At 36.5% G+C, this 16,126-nt stretch carries 17 protein-coding genes and 1 pseudogene; 11 read left to right on the forward strand and 7 right to left on the reverse strand.

The window, feature by feature from the left end; all coding sequences use genetic code 11:
* Positions 1-22: 22 nt before the first annotated feature.
* Positions 23-871 carry a DUF2797 domain-containing protein gene (locus MTZ49_RS00160; RefSeq protein ID WP_413774161.1) on the reverse strand — a complete coding sequence of 283 codons (849 nt, stop codon included), beginning with the start codon at positions 869-871 and terminating at the stop codon, positions 23-25.
* The gene (locus tag MTZ49_RS00165; protein WP_264746422.1) at positions 871-1,140 is read right to left on the reverse strand and encodes a YeaC family protein; all 270 of its coding nucleotides are present in this window, start codon (positions 1,138-1,140) and stop codon (positions 871-873) included. Before MTZ49_RS00165 ends, MTZ49_RS00160 begins: the two co-directional genes overlap by 1 nt.
* A gap of 213 nt (positions 1,141-1,353) precedes the next feature.
* Here MTZ49_RS00165 and MTZ49_RS00170 point away from each other — a divergent pair, with 213 nt between their 5' ends.
* The 9 genes from MTZ49_RS00170 (at position 1,354) to efp (ending at position 7,524) form a co-directional block, all read left to right on the forward strand.
* Positions 1,354-2,640 (forward strand): citrate synthase, encoded by a 1,287-nt coding sequence (locus tag MTZ49_RS00170; RefSeq protein ID WP_264746423.1) that lies wholly within the window; start codon positions 1,354-1,356, stop codon positions 2,638-2,640.
* Between the two features lie 129 nt (positions 2,641-2,769).
* Complete coding sequence (locus MTZ49_RS00175) at positions 2,770-3,153, forward strand: DUF423 domain-containing protein (RefSeq protein WP_264746424.1); 384 nt, start codon at positions 2,770-2,772, stop codon at positions 3,151-3,153.
* Between the two features lie 15 nt (positions 3,154-3,168).
* Complete coding sequence (thiS, locus tag MTZ49_RS00180; protein WP_264747908.1) at positions 3,169-3,369, forward strand: sulfur carrier protein ThiS; 201 nt, start codon at positions 3,169-3,171, stop codon at positions 3,367-3,369.
* A gap of 18 nt (positions 3,370-3,387) precedes the next feature.
* Positions 3,388-4,182, forward strand: a complete 795-nt coding sequence (locus MTZ49_RS00185) for a thiazole synthase (protein WP_264746425.1) — start codon at positions 3,388-3,390, stop codon at positions 4,180-4,182.
* A 309-nt stretch (positions 4,183-4,491) separates the two neighbouring features.
* Positions 4,492-4,695, forward strand: a complete 204-nt coding sequence (locus MTZ49_RS00190; protein ID WP_264746426.1) for a CsbD family protein — start codon at positions 4,492-4,494, stop codon at positions 4,693-4,695.
* 34 nt (positions 4,696-4,729) lie between these two features.
* Positions 4,730-4,894: a DUF1328 family protein gene (locus MTZ49_RS00195; RefSeq protein WP_264746427.1), complete on the forward strand. Its 165-nt coding sequence runs from the start codon at positions 4,730-4,732 to the stop codon at positions 4,892-4,894.
* Between the two features lie 162 nt (positions 4,895-5,056).
* Positions 5,057-5,749 (forward strand): tRNA (guanosine(46)-N7)-methyltransferase TrmB, encoded by a 693-nt coding sequence (gene trmB, locus MTZ49_RS00200; RefSeq protein WP_264746428.1) that lies wholly within the window; start codon positions 5,057-5,059, stop codon positions 5,747-5,749.
* On the forward strand, positions 5,749-6,903 hold the full coding sequence (gene earP, locus MTZ49_RS00205) for an elongation factor P maturation arginine rhamnosyltransferase EarP (protein ID WP_264746429.1): 1,155 nt from the start codon (positions 5,749-5,751) through the stop codon (positions 6,901-6,903). Before trmB ends, earP begins: the two co-directional genes overlap by 1 nt.
* Before the next feature lie 54 nt (positions 6,904-6,957).
* Complete coding sequence (gene efp / locus MTZ49_RS00210; RefSeq protein ID WP_264746430.1) at positions 6,958-7,524, forward strand: elongation factor P; 567 nt, start codon at positions 6,958-6,960, stop codon at positions 7,522-7,524.
* A gap of 543 nt (positions 7,525-8,067) precedes the next feature.
* Here efp and msrA read toward each other — a convergent pair.
* Positions 8,068-8,559, reverse strand: a pseudogene (msrA, locus tag MTZ49_RS00215) (peptide-methionine (S)-S-oxide reductase MsrA); the annotation flags it as partial.
* 141 nt (positions 8,560-8,700) lie between these two features.
* Entirely contained in the window at positions 8,701-9,183 is a 483-nt protein-coding gene (locus MTZ49_RS00220) for a multidrug/biocide efflux PACE transporter (RefSeq protein ID WP_413774162.1), read from the reverse strand.
* Between the two features lie 92 nt (positions 9,184-9,275).
* Here MTZ49_RS00220 and MTZ49_RS00225 point away from each other — a divergent pair, with 92 nt between their 5' ends.
* Positions 9,276-10,157, forward strand: a complete 882-nt coding sequence (locus MTZ49_RS00225; RefSeq protein WP_264746431.1) for a LysR family transcriptional regulator — start codon at positions 9,276-9,278, stop codon at positions 10,155-10,157.
* Between the two features lie 301 nt (positions 10,158-10,458).
* Here MTZ49_RS00225 and panD read toward each other — a convergent pair whose 3' ends face one another.
* Positions 10,459-10,914, reverse strand: a complete 456-nt coding sequence (gene panD / locus MTZ49_RS00230) for an aspartate 1-decarboxylase (RefSeq protein WP_264746432.1) — start codon at positions 10,912-10,914, stop codon at positions 10,459-10,461.
* A gap of 194 nt (positions 10,915-11,108) precedes the next feature.
* Here panD and MTZ49_RS00235 point away from each other — a divergent pair, with 194 nt between their 5' ends.
* The gene (locus MTZ49_RS00235; protein WP_264746433.1) at positions 11,109-11,414 is read left to right on the forward strand and encodes a hypothetical protein; all 306 of its coding nucleotides are present in this window, start codon (positions 11,109-11,111) and stop codon (positions 11,412-11,414) included.
* Between the two features lie 87 nt (positions 11,415-11,501).
* Here the strand turns inward: MTZ49_RS00235 and aceF are convergent, their stop codons facing one another.
* Together aceF and aceE are read right to left on the reverse strand one after the other, a co-directional pair.
* Complete coding sequence (gene aceF, locus MTZ49_RS00240) at positions 11,502-13,433, reverse strand: dihydrolipoyllysine-residue acetyltransferase (RefSeq protein ID WP_264746434.1); 1,932 nt, start codon at positions 13,431-13,433, stop codon at positions 11,502-11,504.
* Between the two features lie 24 nt (positions 13,434-13,457).
* Positions 13,458-16,109: a pyruvate dehydrogenase (acetyl-transferring), homodimeric type gene (gene aceE, locus MTZ49_RS00245; RefSeq protein ID WP_264746435.1), complete on the reverse strand. Its 2,652-nt coding sequence runs from the start codon at positions 16,107-16,109 to the stop codon at positions 13,458-13,460.
* Positions 16,110-16,126: the final 17 nt, after the last annotated feature.

Raw genomic sequence — 16,126 nt, forward strand, 5'->3', positions numbered from 1 at the left:
TGTGATTTTTTAAATTAACTTACTATTGTACAGAAACACTAACCTGATAAGCAGTGTATTTACGAATATTAATAACACCTGTATCTAAAATTAAATATTGGCCCTTTATCCCATCCAATTTGCCCTGTACAACCAGTTGTTTATCTAAATTATGGCTGATTATTTTAGTAGGATATTGTTGAACAGGATAGTTTAATTCTGTAACCTGTTGATTTTCTATTGGTTGTATTGCTTGTATGCCAAAAGTAGCTTGTAATTTAGCGATCATTTTATGGCTATTAGTTAAAATACGATCACGCTCAGCTAACAAATCTAAAGATTCTGCCTCACCTTTTAATAATTGCCGCCAATTAGTTTTATCTGCTACCTGCTCTCTTAAAATATCTTCAATAAAACCAGATTGTTGACGAGTAGCTACACGAAAAATAGGGACTGCTTGTCTCGCACCTTGATCAATCCAACGGGTAGGTATTTGACTGGCTCGAGTAATACCTACTTTTAATCCTGATGAGTTAGCTAAATAGACAATATGATCAGTCATACAAAACTGATCACCCCACTCAGGCTCTCGGCAAGTCCCCTCAGCATAATGACATTTCTCAGGACTCATAATGCAAATATCACATTGCGCCAAACTGATAAAACATTTATAACAATAGCCTTGTCCATAGCTTTTTGGTGTTTTTGTGTGACATGCCTGACAAAAAATATTACCCGTAAAATTAATTTGTATATTTTTACCTAAGTAATTATTCAGTAACAATTTATGTTCACCTAAACATAAATTATATTGCACAACTTTATCTTGAACATCAGCAATAGACACCTGCATCTTTTGCAACTGCCCTTCTAGCACATTATTTAAAGTCATTAGTGGGTTGTCTTAGTTTTAATAATTATCTTTTCATCATGGTGATCATCATCTTTATGGGATTGGCAACCAGGACCATCAATAAATCCCGTACGCTCTTCTTCTGGCAGATGCTTCAACTCCCACGCAATGATAGCCTGCAAACAAGTTTCTCTTTGTTCTGCAGTTAACGGTTTACCATTAGGCCATTTACCTAATTCGACAGATTGCTTCAAATTCTGGTATATTTCTGGGGTGATTTTTTCTATCATTTCAACATAAGAAGTCATAAAAACTGTTCCCTAATTATATTTTGAACGGTTATATTATTTATTAGTCTATTATGAGCATGAAATTTTAACAAATATAATATAATATTTTGGAAACTTAATAATTAACGAAAATGTGATACTAACTAATTATCCGAACTTAAACTAACTAAAAATCTTTAATAATCAAAAAATTAACTGTTTAATTAATAGATTAAACAAGAAGGAGATAACATGGCAGATCATAAAGCTACGCTAACCTTTGATGATGGTACAAATTTAGAACTACCTGTACTTCAAGGGACCTTAGGCGCTAATGTGGTGGATGTAAGAAATCTTGCCTCTACTCATCACTTTACTTATGACCCAGGCTTTATGTCCACTGCCTCTTGTGAGTCAAAAATCACCTATATCGACGGTGATAAAGGTATTTTACTCTATCGAGGCTACCCCATTGAGCAATTAGCAGAATATTCTGACTATTTAGAGGTTTGTTACTTATTATTAAATGGCGAGTTACCAAACGCCCAACAGAAAAAACAATATGAAGATATTGTTCATAACCACACCATGGTACATGAACAAATGAAGAGCTTCTTAAATGGCTTCCGTCGTGATGCCCATCCAATGGCTGTCATGTGTGGTTTTGTAGGGGCTTTCTCTGCTTTCTATCACGACTCTTTAGACATTAACAATCCTATCCATCGCGAAATAGCCTCTAATCGTTTAGTGTCTAAAATGCCTACTATTGCAGCAATGGCTTATAAATACTCAATGGGACAACCCATTATGTATCCAGATAATAGCTTAGATTATGCTGCTAACTTCTTACACATGATGTTTAGCAATCCTTGTGAGAAAAAAGAAGTTAACCCTATCTTAGCCAAAGCAATGGATAAAATATTTATCCTACACGCTGACCACGAACAAAATGCATCAACCTCTACCGTTCGTTTAGCGGGTTCTACAGGGGCTAACCCTTTTGCTTGTATCGCCGCAGGTATTGCTGCACTATGGGGACCTGCGCATGGTGGTGCTAACGAAGCAGTACTTACTATGTTAGAAGAAATTGGCAGTGTTAATAATATTGAAAAATATTTAGCCAAAGCTAAAGATAAAGACGATCCATTTAAACTAATGGGCTTTGGTCATCGTGTTTATAAAAACTTCGATCCACGTGCTAAAGTACTGAAAAAAGCCTGTGATGAAGTGTTAAAAGAACTTGGAATCAATGATCCTCATTTAGAACTAGCGATGAGATTAGAAGAAATCGCACGTAATGATTCTTACTTTGTAGAGCGTAATCTCTATCCAAACGTTGACTTCTACTCTGGTATTATCCTAAAAGCAATTGGTATTCCAACCAGTATGTTTACAGTAATCTTTGCCATTTCTAGAACCGTAGGTTGGATTGCACACTGGAAAGAAATGCTATCTGAACCTTATAAAATTAGCCGTCCACGCCAACTTTATACAGGTTACGCAGAGCGTGACTTTGTACCAGTAGATCAACGTAAATAATTTGTTAATCTACTTAAAAGCCTGCTTAATCGCAGGCTTTTTTATGAGCCTAATAATTATATTAAATTACCATATAGTAATTATTCTCAGGTAGAATAGGCGCGATAATTTTTATTAAAAGGGGTTAGCATGTTTCGTGTTTTTCTTACCTTAGCTGGCTTTTTTGGTTTTACTGGGGTTATTTTAGGCTCTTATGCCTCACATGGCCTAAAATCAGTATTATCTGAAGCACAAATCTTAACCTTCAAGCTAGGTGTTCAATACCAACTATACCACGCCATTGCCCTACTGGGCATAGCCGCTCTTTGTTACCTATTTTCTAGCCGCCTTATTCAAGCAACAGGTTGGTTATTTACCATTGGTATCTTATTCTTCTCTGGTACCCTTTACTCCATCACCTATTTTGGCTTACCAAATATAGGTACTGCACCTATTGGAGGTGTTGCTTTTATTCTTGGCTGGTTTTTACTGTGTATTGCAGCATGGAAAGTTCCTGCGAAACAATCCATCTAGAGTGATCTTAGTATGATGAAAATTTATATTAATGGACAGCCTCATGAGCTTACTGAACCAACCACAATAACTGGCTTAATAGAACAGCTTGAGTTGACAGGTAAACGTATTGCCATAGAGCTTAATCAAGAAATAGTACCGCGTAGTCAACATACAGAAACTTTTTTAAAAGAAAATGATCAATTAGAAATCGTCCACGCTATTGGTGGTGGTTAGGCCTAAGGAATCAATAAAATGAATACTACTATAACAGATAAACCGCTAGTATTAGCAGGTAAAACCTATCAATCTCGTTTATTAGTTGGCACTGGTAAATACAAAGATTTCAACGAAACGCAACAAGCTATTGAAGCTTCTGGTGCAGAAATTGTTACCTTAGCGGTACGTCGTACTAATATCGGTCAAAACCCTAATGAGCCCAATTTATTAGATGTTATCTCACCCGAAAAATATACTATTTTACCTAATACCGCAGGTTGCTTTGACGCTACTGAAGCCGTTAGAACTTGTCGTTTAGCTCGTGAACTACTAGATGGTCATAACCTCGTTAAACTAGAAGTATTAGCTGATCAAAAAACTTTATTTCCTAATGTGGTAGAAACATTAAAAGCAGCTGAAATACTAGTTAAAGAAAACTTTGAAGTAATGGTTTATACCAGTGATGACCCTATTATTGCTCGTCAACTAGCAGAAATTGGCTGTATTGCTGTTATGCCATTGGCAGGGTTAATTGGTAGTGGCATGGGTATTTGTAACCCTTATAACTTACAAATCATTCTAGAAGAAGCCAAAATTCCTGTACTTGTTGATGCAGGAGTAGGTACTGCTTCTGATGCTACTATTGCCATGGAATTAGGTTGTGAAGCAGTATTAATGAACAGTGCTATTGCCCACGCACAACACCCCGTGCTTATGGCAGAAGCAATGAAACATGCCATTATTGCTGGCCGTAAGGCTTATTTAGCAGGTCGTATGCCACGCAAACTTTATGCAACAGCCTCATCACCATTAGATGGCTTAATAAAATAACTACCTCAATCAATAACTAAGTCTAATTGCTTATATAGACTTAGTTATTTTTGTTAATTTTACCAATTAATATCTCCCTTTCAGCTAAATAACAGACTGATTATCACTTGTTATTCTTGTCTTCATGTTTCAAACATAATTTAACAAGTCTTATAAGCTACTGAAAAAACACAAAAAATAGTAAAACTATCAAATAATAGTGATTTGTCTTTTAATTACCATCGTCTAATGGAAGTACTTGATAAATAAACTTATCTTGAATATGTGCACAAGTAATTAATTTAATTAACTGATTTATGAGGTGCGATTATGAACTGGGATATTGTAAAAGGTAACTGGAAACAAGCTAAAGGTAAGATCAAAGAACAGTGGGGAAAACTCACCGATGATGAAATTGATCAAATTGACGGCAAACGTGAACAATTATCTGGCATCATCCAAAAGCAATATGGCATTACTAAAGATAAAGCCGAAGAGCAAATTAAAGATTGGGAATCTCGTCAAAAATATTAATCGAGTTTCTAATTACTTACAATGAGGTATAACCATGCTTAGATATGCTATTATTTTCTTTATTATCGCTATTGTTGCCGCATTATTTGGGTTTGGTGGTATTGCTGCAGGTGCGGCAGGAATAGCAAAAATTCTTTTCTATATATTCTTAGTGGTTTTTGTTGTAACACTAGTACTAGGACTTGTTGCTCGAAAGTAACTGTTTCAAGTCTAGTTTTAACCCTCGTAAAAGGCTAGTTATCTAGCCTTTTAATTATTCTAAAGAATCCTTTTCTTATATAATAACTTAAAAAAGTAGCGTTTCCATTTTTATGCTATAAAATACCCGCCTAATATTATAGCTCCCTACTTTAGTAATTATATGACAGAAACAACCACACCACTTCGTACTATTAAAAGCTTTGTGATACGTGCAGGCCGAATGACTCATGGGCAAAAACAAGCTATTGAAACAGGCTGGAAAGATTTTGGGCTAGAGTTAGAACAAGGACTTTTAGATTACCGACAAATCTATAAAAGAACAGCACCCGTTACTTTAGAGATTGGCTTTGGCATGGGACAATCGCTCTGTACAATGGCAGAACAAGCACCCGAGCAAGATTTTATAGGTATCGAAGTACATAAACCTGGTGTAGGTGCTTTAATCACTATCCTACAAGATAAACAACTCAATAATGTTCGAGTCTTTAACTGTGATGCCATCGAGGCACTCAATAATTGCATTGCTGACAATAGCCTAGATCGCTTATTACTCTTTTTCCCTGATCCTTGGCATAAGAAACGTCACCATAAACGCCGTATTGTACAACCTGAATTTGCTCAACTAGTTAGAAGTAAACTCAAAGTAGGCGGTGTTTTTCATATGGCAACTGATTGGCAACCTTATGCAGAACATATGCTAGAAGTAATGTGTGCAGCAGAGGGTTATAAAAATCTGGCTACAGACAATACCTATGTTCCTCGACCAGAAGAAAGACCCAAAACTAAATTTGAAACACGGGGTGAACGTTTGGGGCATGGTGTTTGGGATTTAAAATTTCAACGTATTGCTTAATGGATAAGTTCCCTACTAACACTAAATGGGATATTTTTTGTAGTGTCATTGATAACTATGGTGATATTGGTGTTTGTTGGCGTTTAGCAAGACAGCTTACTAATGAACACAAACAACAAGTTAGATTATGGGTAGACGATCTAAATAGCTTTCAAAAACTCTGTAACCTTATAGATCCACAATTAGAAGTACAAACAATTGCTAATATTGAAATTAGGTATTGGGACAATCAATGGCAACCTGTTGAACCTGCTGATATTGTAATAGAAGCTTTTGCCTGTAATATTCCGGCAGCTTACCAACAAGCTATGCAAACAGCTAATAAAGCCATTTTATGGTTAAATTTAGAATATCTAACCTATGAAAGGTGGTCTATTGATTTTCATGCCCTATCTTCACCACAATCTAATAATCTTAATAAATACTTCTTTTTTACAGGTTTAGAAGAAACGGGCAGTGTCATCAGAGAAAAAAACTTACTTGAACAAGCAGAGCAATTTCAAAATGATACTAACCGTCAACAACAGTTTTTAAGCCAATTAGGTGTTATAAAACAACCAGATCACTATTTAATATTACTATTCAGCTATGCTAATCATGCACTATCTGAGTGGTTAGATATTTTACAAAAAAGTAATAAGCAATATCACTTACTAATCCCCCAAACACCTTTATTAAATAACCTTGCTGATTATTTAAATATCGATAGTTCATCATTAGTTGCTGGTTACCAATACCACAAAGACGCTCTCACTATTCAAATTATTCCTTTTGTAAATCAAGAGGATTTTGATAAATTACTGTGGTGTACAAATTATAATCTTATTAGAGGTGAAGACTCTTTTATTAGAGCTCAATATGCTGGTAAGCCCATGTTATGGCATATTTATCCACAACAAGAAGATGCTCATTTAACAAAATTAAACGCTTTTCTCGATTACTATTTAACAGATTTAACTGCTAATGAAAAACAGGCCACTATTGATTGGTGGTTTGCTTGGAATAAACAACAAAATCTCGCTAATAGTTGGCTAAACTATCAACAACACCTACCTAAACTACAAAAACAGGCAATAAATTGGGCAAAAAAGCAAAAAACTGTTACAGATTTGATCACAAAACTAGCCAAACTTTATAAAAATTGGCTATCATAGGCAGTTCTAAAATTTTATATAAAGTACTAATCAGATAAATTAACGGATATCCTAATGAAAACCGCTCAAGAATTTCGTGCTGGCCAAGTAATGAATATTAATGATGCACCATGGGTTGTGCAAAAAACCGAATTTAATAAATCAGGCCGCAATGCTGCTGTTGTAAAAATGAAGTTAAAAAACATTTTAACAGGTGCTGTTACTGAAAATGTTTACAAAGCAGATGATAAATTAGAACCTATCATTCTAGAACGTAAAGAAGTAACTTATTCATACTTTGCTGATCCTAACTTTGTATTTATGGACAATGAATACAACCAATACGAAGTAGAAAGAGACGACTTAGGTGATGCTGTTCATTTTATTGAAGATGGCATTCAAGACGTTTGTGAAGCAGTATTTTATGATGGTCGCGTAATCTCTGTTGAACTACCAACTACCATCGTTCGCCAAATCGCCTATACGGAACCAGCAGTACGTGGTGATACTTCTGGTAAAGTAATGAAAGTAGCACGTTTAAATACTGGCTATGAATTAAAAGTATCTGAGTTTTGTGAAATCGGTGACTATATCGAAATCGATACACGTACTAACGAATACAAAGCACGTGCTAAGGTTTAATCCTTTCTATACTTCTGGTAATTACTCTATGTAATTACCAGAACTTCTTTATTATATTTTCTTGTCTTTTGATGATGCTATTAACTGATAAGATAATATCCCAAATGCCATTACAATCATTATTAAACATATGATTATTTTCATAGGTTTATATTTTCTTTCTATGTTTCGTCGATAATGAATCAATTAATCAGTACATGTAGTTTTTTATATTCTAAAAAGATATTAACTGATTTATAGCTAGAAACGGAAGTTGCAAAAATACTAAAGGGGGCTAAGCCCCCTTCTTGATTGATACCACTCTTATAATTCTTATTTTAATGATGCGTTTTATAATTCTTATTTAACCGCTAAACTAATTTTCATATTATCACTCTGTTATTGTTTTTCTTGTAATTATATAAAAGCACAAACCATGCCAAAAAATAGATATTGATATATATCAATAAGTTAAAGACTTATTTAGAAAACTCCAATTTTTAATACTCAATGATTGTTACCTTTTCTCACATTAATTGTTACCTATAATATTGCTCCCACAAATTAAGATACACATTCCACACCTGTTCCCTTTAATCCACAGTAACCATTTGGATTTTTTTGTAAATATCGCTGATGGTATTCTTCTGCAAAATAGAACTCTGGTGCTTCTTTAATTTCCGTGGTGATAGCTCGGAAGCCTTTTAAACTAAGCTGTTGTTGATAAGCTTGCTTACTTGCAAAAGCTTTTTGTAATTGTACTTCAGAAGTACAATAAATAACTGAACGATATTGACTACCAATATCATTACCTTGACGCATACCTTGGGTAGGATCATGATTTTCCCAAAATATTTTTAATAATTCATCAAAAGAAATAACTTCAGGATCATAAACAACTAATACAACCTCTGCATGTTCTGTATTACCTCTACATACTTCTTCATAAGTAGGATTTAAAGTATGTCCACCTGCATAACCAACGGCTGTCCCTAAAACTCCTTCTTGTTGCCAAAATAATCGATCTACCCCCCAAAAACACCCCATACCAAAGATCACCTTTTCTAAACTAGGAGACAAATTAGCTAAATCTACTTTTGTTAATTGTTTACATGACATAATAAAAATCCTCAACTTAAAACTTCAGTTAAGGATTTTACTCTGTTTAATTAACTTGTATTTAATCGGTTAGTCTTATTATGGTAACACTTTTATATCAAGTTGCTGCTTCATCATTTTTCTTTTAAATAAATACTCTCGTATCTCATCATAAACATAGTTATAAACAAAAGTATAAGGTAAAAAGAACAATGTAAATCCAATATCAAGTAAAAATGCTTCAACCCATCCTACTGATAACCACCATGCAGCTACTGGCACCAAAACACCAATTAAACTTATCTCAAACAATGTAGCATGTAATAATCTCACTTTAACCGTTCGTTTAAAACACATACGTCGTTGTGCTAAGTCGAACAAAAAATTAAACACCACATTACATAATGCCGCGATGGCAGCAAACATAATAGTTAATGCGCCCATTTTAATAATCGAATGCCCCATTAACCAAGCGGCTGTCGGTGCAGTAATTAAAGTAGCAATGACCTCAAACAGCAATGCATGAAAAGCACGCTCTTTGCCACTTCTTCTCGTGGAATCATAAATAACAGAACTCATCATATTTGCAACCTTATATTACTCATTTATCTATAGGCGTATATTATAATCGGATATATAATAAGATTAAGTTAGTTTTCATCGGGAAAACCGATATGTATTTTTCATTAGAATTATTAGAAGCCTTTACCCAAGCCGCTGCACTTGGTTCATTTAGCGCAGCTGCGAGAAAATTAGGAAAAAGCCAATCAACCATCAGTGAAGCAATTGCTAAATTAGAAATTGATTTAGGGGTTTCTTTATTTGATCGACAAAATCGCCACCCTACATTGACTGAAGCAGGAAAAAAACTACTGAGTTATGCTGAAAATGTCTTTAGTGCATCCGATCAGCTTAATAGAATGGCTTACCAATTAGCTAGTGGCTTAGAACCTCAATTAACGCTTGCTTTATCAGATACCTATCAGGCCGAACAATACACAAACTGCTTAAGAGAGCTTGACCAAAACTACCCAGAGTTAGAGTTTGAATGTATTGTGGCAGAACACGATGATATTCTAAATTTAGTCAGTACTGGGCGAGCTGATTTAGGGTTACTAATCACCCAGTCACACTATGCGCCTGATATTGCTCACACTACTATTCCACACCAAGTGGATTTTGGATTATTTGTAGCTAAAACTCATCCTCTAGCACACCTCACAAAAATATCCTATGAACAACTATCTCAATATCGCCTAATTCATGTCAAAACAACCTCATCCACTGATGAGTTACCCCTTAATCACCTATTTGATATTATCAATCCTACTATCTACTGGTCAGCTTCTAACTACTTATTAGTATTAGAAATGGTTGTGGAAGGTTTTGGTTGGGCTGAGCTTCCTCACGAACTCGTTAAAAATTTTGCTAAAAATCAGCTCACTGAATTAAAAGTATCTGGTTGGCCTTACAATATGTCTATTGATGTGGTTTGGTCTAGAAAGAGAAAACTAGGCATGGCAGGTAATTGGCTATTAGAAAAACTATTAAGTTAACTATGCATATTGTTATTTTTAAAGCAAAAGTAAAACAATTAGATTACTATTATAATGAATTAGCCAACCAATTAAGGGGATTAGCCTTTAATGCGTTTGGCTGCTTAGACTTCTAATCCATTACAGAAAACGATCAAGAGATTACTCTTTTCCTATTAGTCCTCTTTAGAACATGTTCAAGCTTGGAAAGCCCATCTCTTACATCAACAAACACAAAAGCTAGGTAAGGAATATTAATATCACTCCTACTCCGTGCAGGTAGTAGCAATAATCAAAGAATAAATATTAGCTCAGGAAATAATTAATGAGCTAATATTTTCTCTGAGTAACGTTCATGGGCACGGCTAGGCACTTCACCTGCTGCTAGTTGCTCCATACTTGGTGTTTCGTAAGTAAAAATCTCAGTAATCTGATTATTATCATCGACCATTACTGCTTTTGATTTACGACCTACTAATTGACTTACGGGGCATTGTTCATACGCCATTAAAATGGCCAAGTCCCCTTTATTAAATAAATGGGCGGCAGCACCGTTTAAACAAATTTCACCAGCCCCCTTAGTACCTGGAATAACATATGTCTGTAGGCGATTACCATTGGTAATATTCACCACATCAATTTGGGTGTAAGGCAAAATACCACTGGCCTCTAGTAGTAATGGGTCAATGGTAATAGAACCCACATAATCCAAATTCGCCTCAGTCACACGACAGCGATGGATTTTACCGTACATAAATAAACGTGTAGCTTCTTGCACTTTTGAACCTTCTACTTAACACTAACACTGATAAAGTCAATTGACCTTCAGGATGGCTATTATACTAGCAATTTTCTAAATACAAGTATTTTTTTATGAAAACTAATCTCATTGGAAATATTATTGCAACTTAGTATTAATAACCGTATATTGCCCCCCTAATTTTTTCTTTAACAATGGCAAAGGTATAATTAATGAAAAAAACTATAGCATTAATACTATTTCTAACACTAATCGGTTGCTCAAATTCTTTCTCTGAATCAAATTTAAGAAAGGCCACTGCACGTTCAATCGGGTTACAAGAACATGAGTTTATTATTGGTAATAGAAAAAATGGTGTATCTACTATTGAATATGATGTAAAAAACAAAAATAATGGTGAGATTTATCATTGCTCAACTGTATTTGCTCCAATCTCTGGAGGTGTTACTTCTAGCCCTAATTGTGTCGATAAATTTGGATCTGCAATTGAACCCACAGCCAACAAAGTTACTTTCTAAAAATATATCAAATACTGTAGCCAAAACTATTATTTATTATTCATAAAAAAGCCCCTCTAATGAGGGGCTTTTTATAGCTACTTATGTTTAAAGTAACATTGAGCGAATATCAGCTAATACATCCGCTAAACGTTTAGTAAAGCGAGCTGCTGCTGCACCATTAATCACACGGTGATCGTAGGATAATGATAATGGCAACATCAAACGTGGTTGGAAGGCTTTACCATCCCAAACTGGTTGCATGGTTGCTTTATTAACACCAAGAATAGCTACCTCAGGCGCATTAACGATAGGAGTGAAACCCGTACCACCAATATGACCTAAACTAGAAATAGTGAAACAAGCACCTTGCATTTCGTCTGGTTTTAACTTCTTATCACGTGCTTTAGCAGCTAAATCAGCAGCTTCTTGAGCAAGCTCAAATAAGCTCTTCTTATCTGCATTACGAATAACAGGTACTAATAAGCCATCTGGAGTATCCACTGCAAAGCCTACATGTACATATTTCTTACGAATAAGCGCTTTACCACTAGGTGCTAATGAACTATTAAAGTCTGGCATCTCTAACAATAAGTATGCACATGCCTTAATTAAGAAAGGTAACAAGGTTAACTTAACCCCTTTCTTATCTCCTAATGCTTTTTGCGCCACACGGAATGCTTCAAGTTCAGTAATATCAGACTGATCGAACTGAGTAACATGTGGTACATTAACCCAACTACGATGCAAATTTACAGCGGCGATTTGCATTAAGCGAGTCATTGCTACTTCTTCTATCTCACCAAAGCGACTGAAATCTACTTCAGGGATTGGCGGAATACCACTACCACCTGTCACTGCACCTGCAGCAGCTTTAGGCTGTTGTAACTGTTGCTTAACAAAATTTTGTACATCTTCTTTTAGAATACGTCCACGTGGCCCTGTAGGTGTTACTAAACCTAAATCCACCCCAAAATCACGAGCAACCATACGTACTGCAGGGCCTGCATGCACTTTAGCACTATTACCTGCTGGAGCACCTGTAGGCGCACTAACAGATGCAGGTGTTGCTTTAGCTGCTGGAGCACTCGCTTGTGAACTAGTAGCTTCTTTTACAGATTCTGCTACAGGAGCTGCGCTACCTGCCACCTCTAATTCAATCATAGGGTCACCATCTTTCAATGAATCGCCCATTTTAAATAGAAGCTTCTTAACAATACCTGCTTTAGGAGTAGGTACTTCCATACTGGCTTTAGCTGACTCTAGCGTCACAATACTTTGTTCAGCCTCAACGCTATCACCTACTTTTACCAATATTTCAATTACTTGGCCTTCACCACCGATATTAGGCACATTAATTTGTTCTACACCACCTTTAGTAGCTGGCGCTTGTGCAGCAGCTTTAGGTGCTGCCGCTGGGGCTGTGTCTTGCTTAGCAGGTTCAGCTGTAGCAGGTGCAACATCACCCTCAACTTCTAACTCAAGCATTGGGTCACCATCTTTTAGTGAGTCACCCATTTTGAATAGAAGTTTCTTAACAATACCTGCTTTAGGGGTAGGTACTTCCATACTGGCCTTAGCAGATTCTAAGGTAACAATGCTTTGCTCAGCCTCAACACGATCACCCACTTTAACAAGAATCTCAATTACTTCACCTTCGCCACCAATGTTAGGCACATTGATTTGCTCGACACCACCTTTAGATTTTGCCGCTGGTTTCTGAGCAGCCTCTTTTGGTTCTGCTTTAGCTTCTTGTTTAGGTTCCGCTTTTTGCTCTTTAGCAGGCTCTTCTTGCTTGACTTCTGAACCGCCCTCAGCTTCTAATTCAATCATAGGGTCACCTTCTTTTAAGGTGTCACCCATTTTAAATAGAATCTTTTTCACTACCCCAGCCTTTGAGCAGGGTACTTCCATACTGGCTTTGGCTGATTCAAGAGTTACAATGCTTTGTTCGGCTTCAATACGATCACCAACCTTAACAAGTATCTCAATAACTTCGCCTTCTCCGCCAATATTGGGTACGTGAATAGTTTCACTCATTTGTATTCTCCTATTCCGTAGCCATTAGCAATCAAGTGGATTAGTTTTTTCTGGATCAATGCCAAACTGCTTAATCGCATCAGCCACCACTTTTGGTTTGATCTCACCACGCGCTGCTAGGGCTTCTAATGCAGCCACTACAATCCAGTGACGATCTACTTCAAAGAAGTTACGCAAGTTAGCACGACTATCACTACGTCCAAAACCATCAGTACCTAACACTTTATAATCAGTAGGTACCCATTGACGTACTTGATCAGCCAATAACTTCATATAATCTGTTGAAGCAATAACTGGACCTTGTGCTTTTTCTAGACACTCAGTGATATAAGCTTTCTTAGGTTTAGCCGTTGGGTGTAAACGATTCCAACGTTCAACCTCTAATCCATCACGACGTAATTCATTAAAGCTTGGTACGCTCCATACATCAGCAGCCACTTTAAATTCTTTACGAAGAATCTCAGCAGCAGCACGTACTTCACGTAAAATAGAACCAGCTCCTAAAAGTTGTACACGTTGTTTAGATTTAGACTTATCAGCTTCTAATAAGTACATACCTTTCACAATCGCTTCTTCAACACCTTTAGTTTTAGGTAAAGCAGGTTGAATATAGTTTTCGTTTAATACAGTTAGGTAATAGAAAATGCTCTTACCTTCTTCCACCATTTCTTTAATACCTTGGCGGATGATAACTGCTAACTCATAAGCATAAGTAGGATCATAACTACGGCAGTTAGGAATAGTGCCTGCAAGAATATGGCTATGACCATCTTCGTGCTGTAAGCCTTCACCATTTAACGTTGTACGACCTGAAGTACCACCAATTAAGAAACCATGTGCACGGCTATCACCCGCTGCCCAAGCTAAGTCACCGATACGTTGGAAACCAAACATTGAATAGAACACATAGAATGGTAACATGGGTTGGTTATGCGTACTGTAAGAAGTACCTGCCGCAATCCACGAAGACATTGCACCCGCTTCGTTAATACCTTCTTCTAAAATTTGACCTTTCTTATCTTCACGATAGAACATCACTTGGTCTTTATCTACTGGTTCATATAATTGACCCACAGAAGAGTAAATACCCAATTGACGGAACATACCTTCCATACCAAAAGTACGTGCCTCATCAGGGACGATAGGAACAATACGACTACCTAAATCTTTATCTTTCACTAAATGTGCAAGAATACGTACAAATGACATAGTCGTAGAGATTTCACGATCACCTGAACCATCTAAAATAGCTTTCAAGGTATCTAACGATGGCGTTGGAATACTAATACTCTTAGTACGACGACTAGGAACATAACCACCTAATGCTTCACGACGGGCGCGAATATATTTAATTTCAGGGCTATCTTCATCTGGACGGAAGAATGGAATATTTCCAATATCCTTATCAGATACAGGCACATCAAACTTGTCACGGAAGTTTTTAATAACTGCATCAGTTAATTTCTTATCATTATGTGCAGTATTTTGACCTGCTGTACCTAAGATACCATAACCTTTAATAGTCTTAGCTAAAATTACAGTTGGTTGACCAACATGATTTACAGCTTGATGATAAGCAGCATAAACTTTAAATGGATCATGACCACCACGATTTAATGCCCAAATATCATCATCACTCATATCCTTAACCATATCTAACAGTTCAGGATAAGCACCAAAGAAATGCTTACGGACGAAAGCGCCATCTTTAGCTTTATAGTTTTGATAATCACCGTCTACTACTTCTTCCATACGGCGTTGCAATAAACCATCTTTATCTTTAGCAAATAAAGGATCCCATAAACGACCCCAAATTACTTTATTTACATTCCAACCAGCACCGCGGAATACACCTTCAAGTTCTTGAATGATTTTACCGTTACCGCGTACAGGGCCATCTAAACGCTGTAAGTTACAGTTAATCACGAAAATAAGGTTATCTAACTTTTCACGGCCCGCTAAAGAAATAGCACCTAAAGTTTCTGGCTCATCTGTTTCACCATCACCAATAAAACACCAAACTTTTTGTTTACCTGGTGTAATAAAACCACGGTGTTCTAAATACTTCATAAAGCGAGCTTGGTAAATAGCTTGGATTGGCCCTAACCCCATAGATACGGTTGGGAATTGCCAAAAATCTGGCATTAACCAAGGATGTGGATAAGAAGATAAACCTTTACCACCCACTTCTTGACGATAATTATCTAATTGTTCTTCAGTTAAACGACCCTCAATAAATGCACGAGCATAAATACCTGGAGCAGTATGGCCTTGGAAAAATACCAAGTCACCACCATGTTCTTCGGTAGGGCCTTTAAAGAAATAGTTAAAACCAACATCATAAAGCGTTGCACTGGAAGCAAAACTACCAATATGTCCACCCAGATCAGGATCTTTACGGTTCGCACGTACCACCATTGCCATTGCATTCCAACGGACTAATGAACGGATACGACGCTCCATAAACATATCACCAGGTAATGGTGGTTCTTCAGTTAATGGAATCGTATTACGATAAGGTGTATTAATCGAATAAGGCAGTTTTACACCATTGCGTGTCGCCCACTCACCCATTCTAGTCATCAGGTATTGAGCACGTTCTTCACCTTCGTTCTCAACCACTGACTCCAGGGAATCAACCCATTCTTTTGTTTCTATGGGATCAAGATCTTGCATAGCTTGCTCCAGTCTCT

Origin of the sequence: Entomomonas sp. E2T0, assembly GCF_025985425.1 — a bacterium.
Taxonomy (GTDB): domain Bacteria; phylum Pseudomonadota; class Gammaproteobacteria; order Pseudomonadales; family Pseudomonadaceae; genus Entomomonas.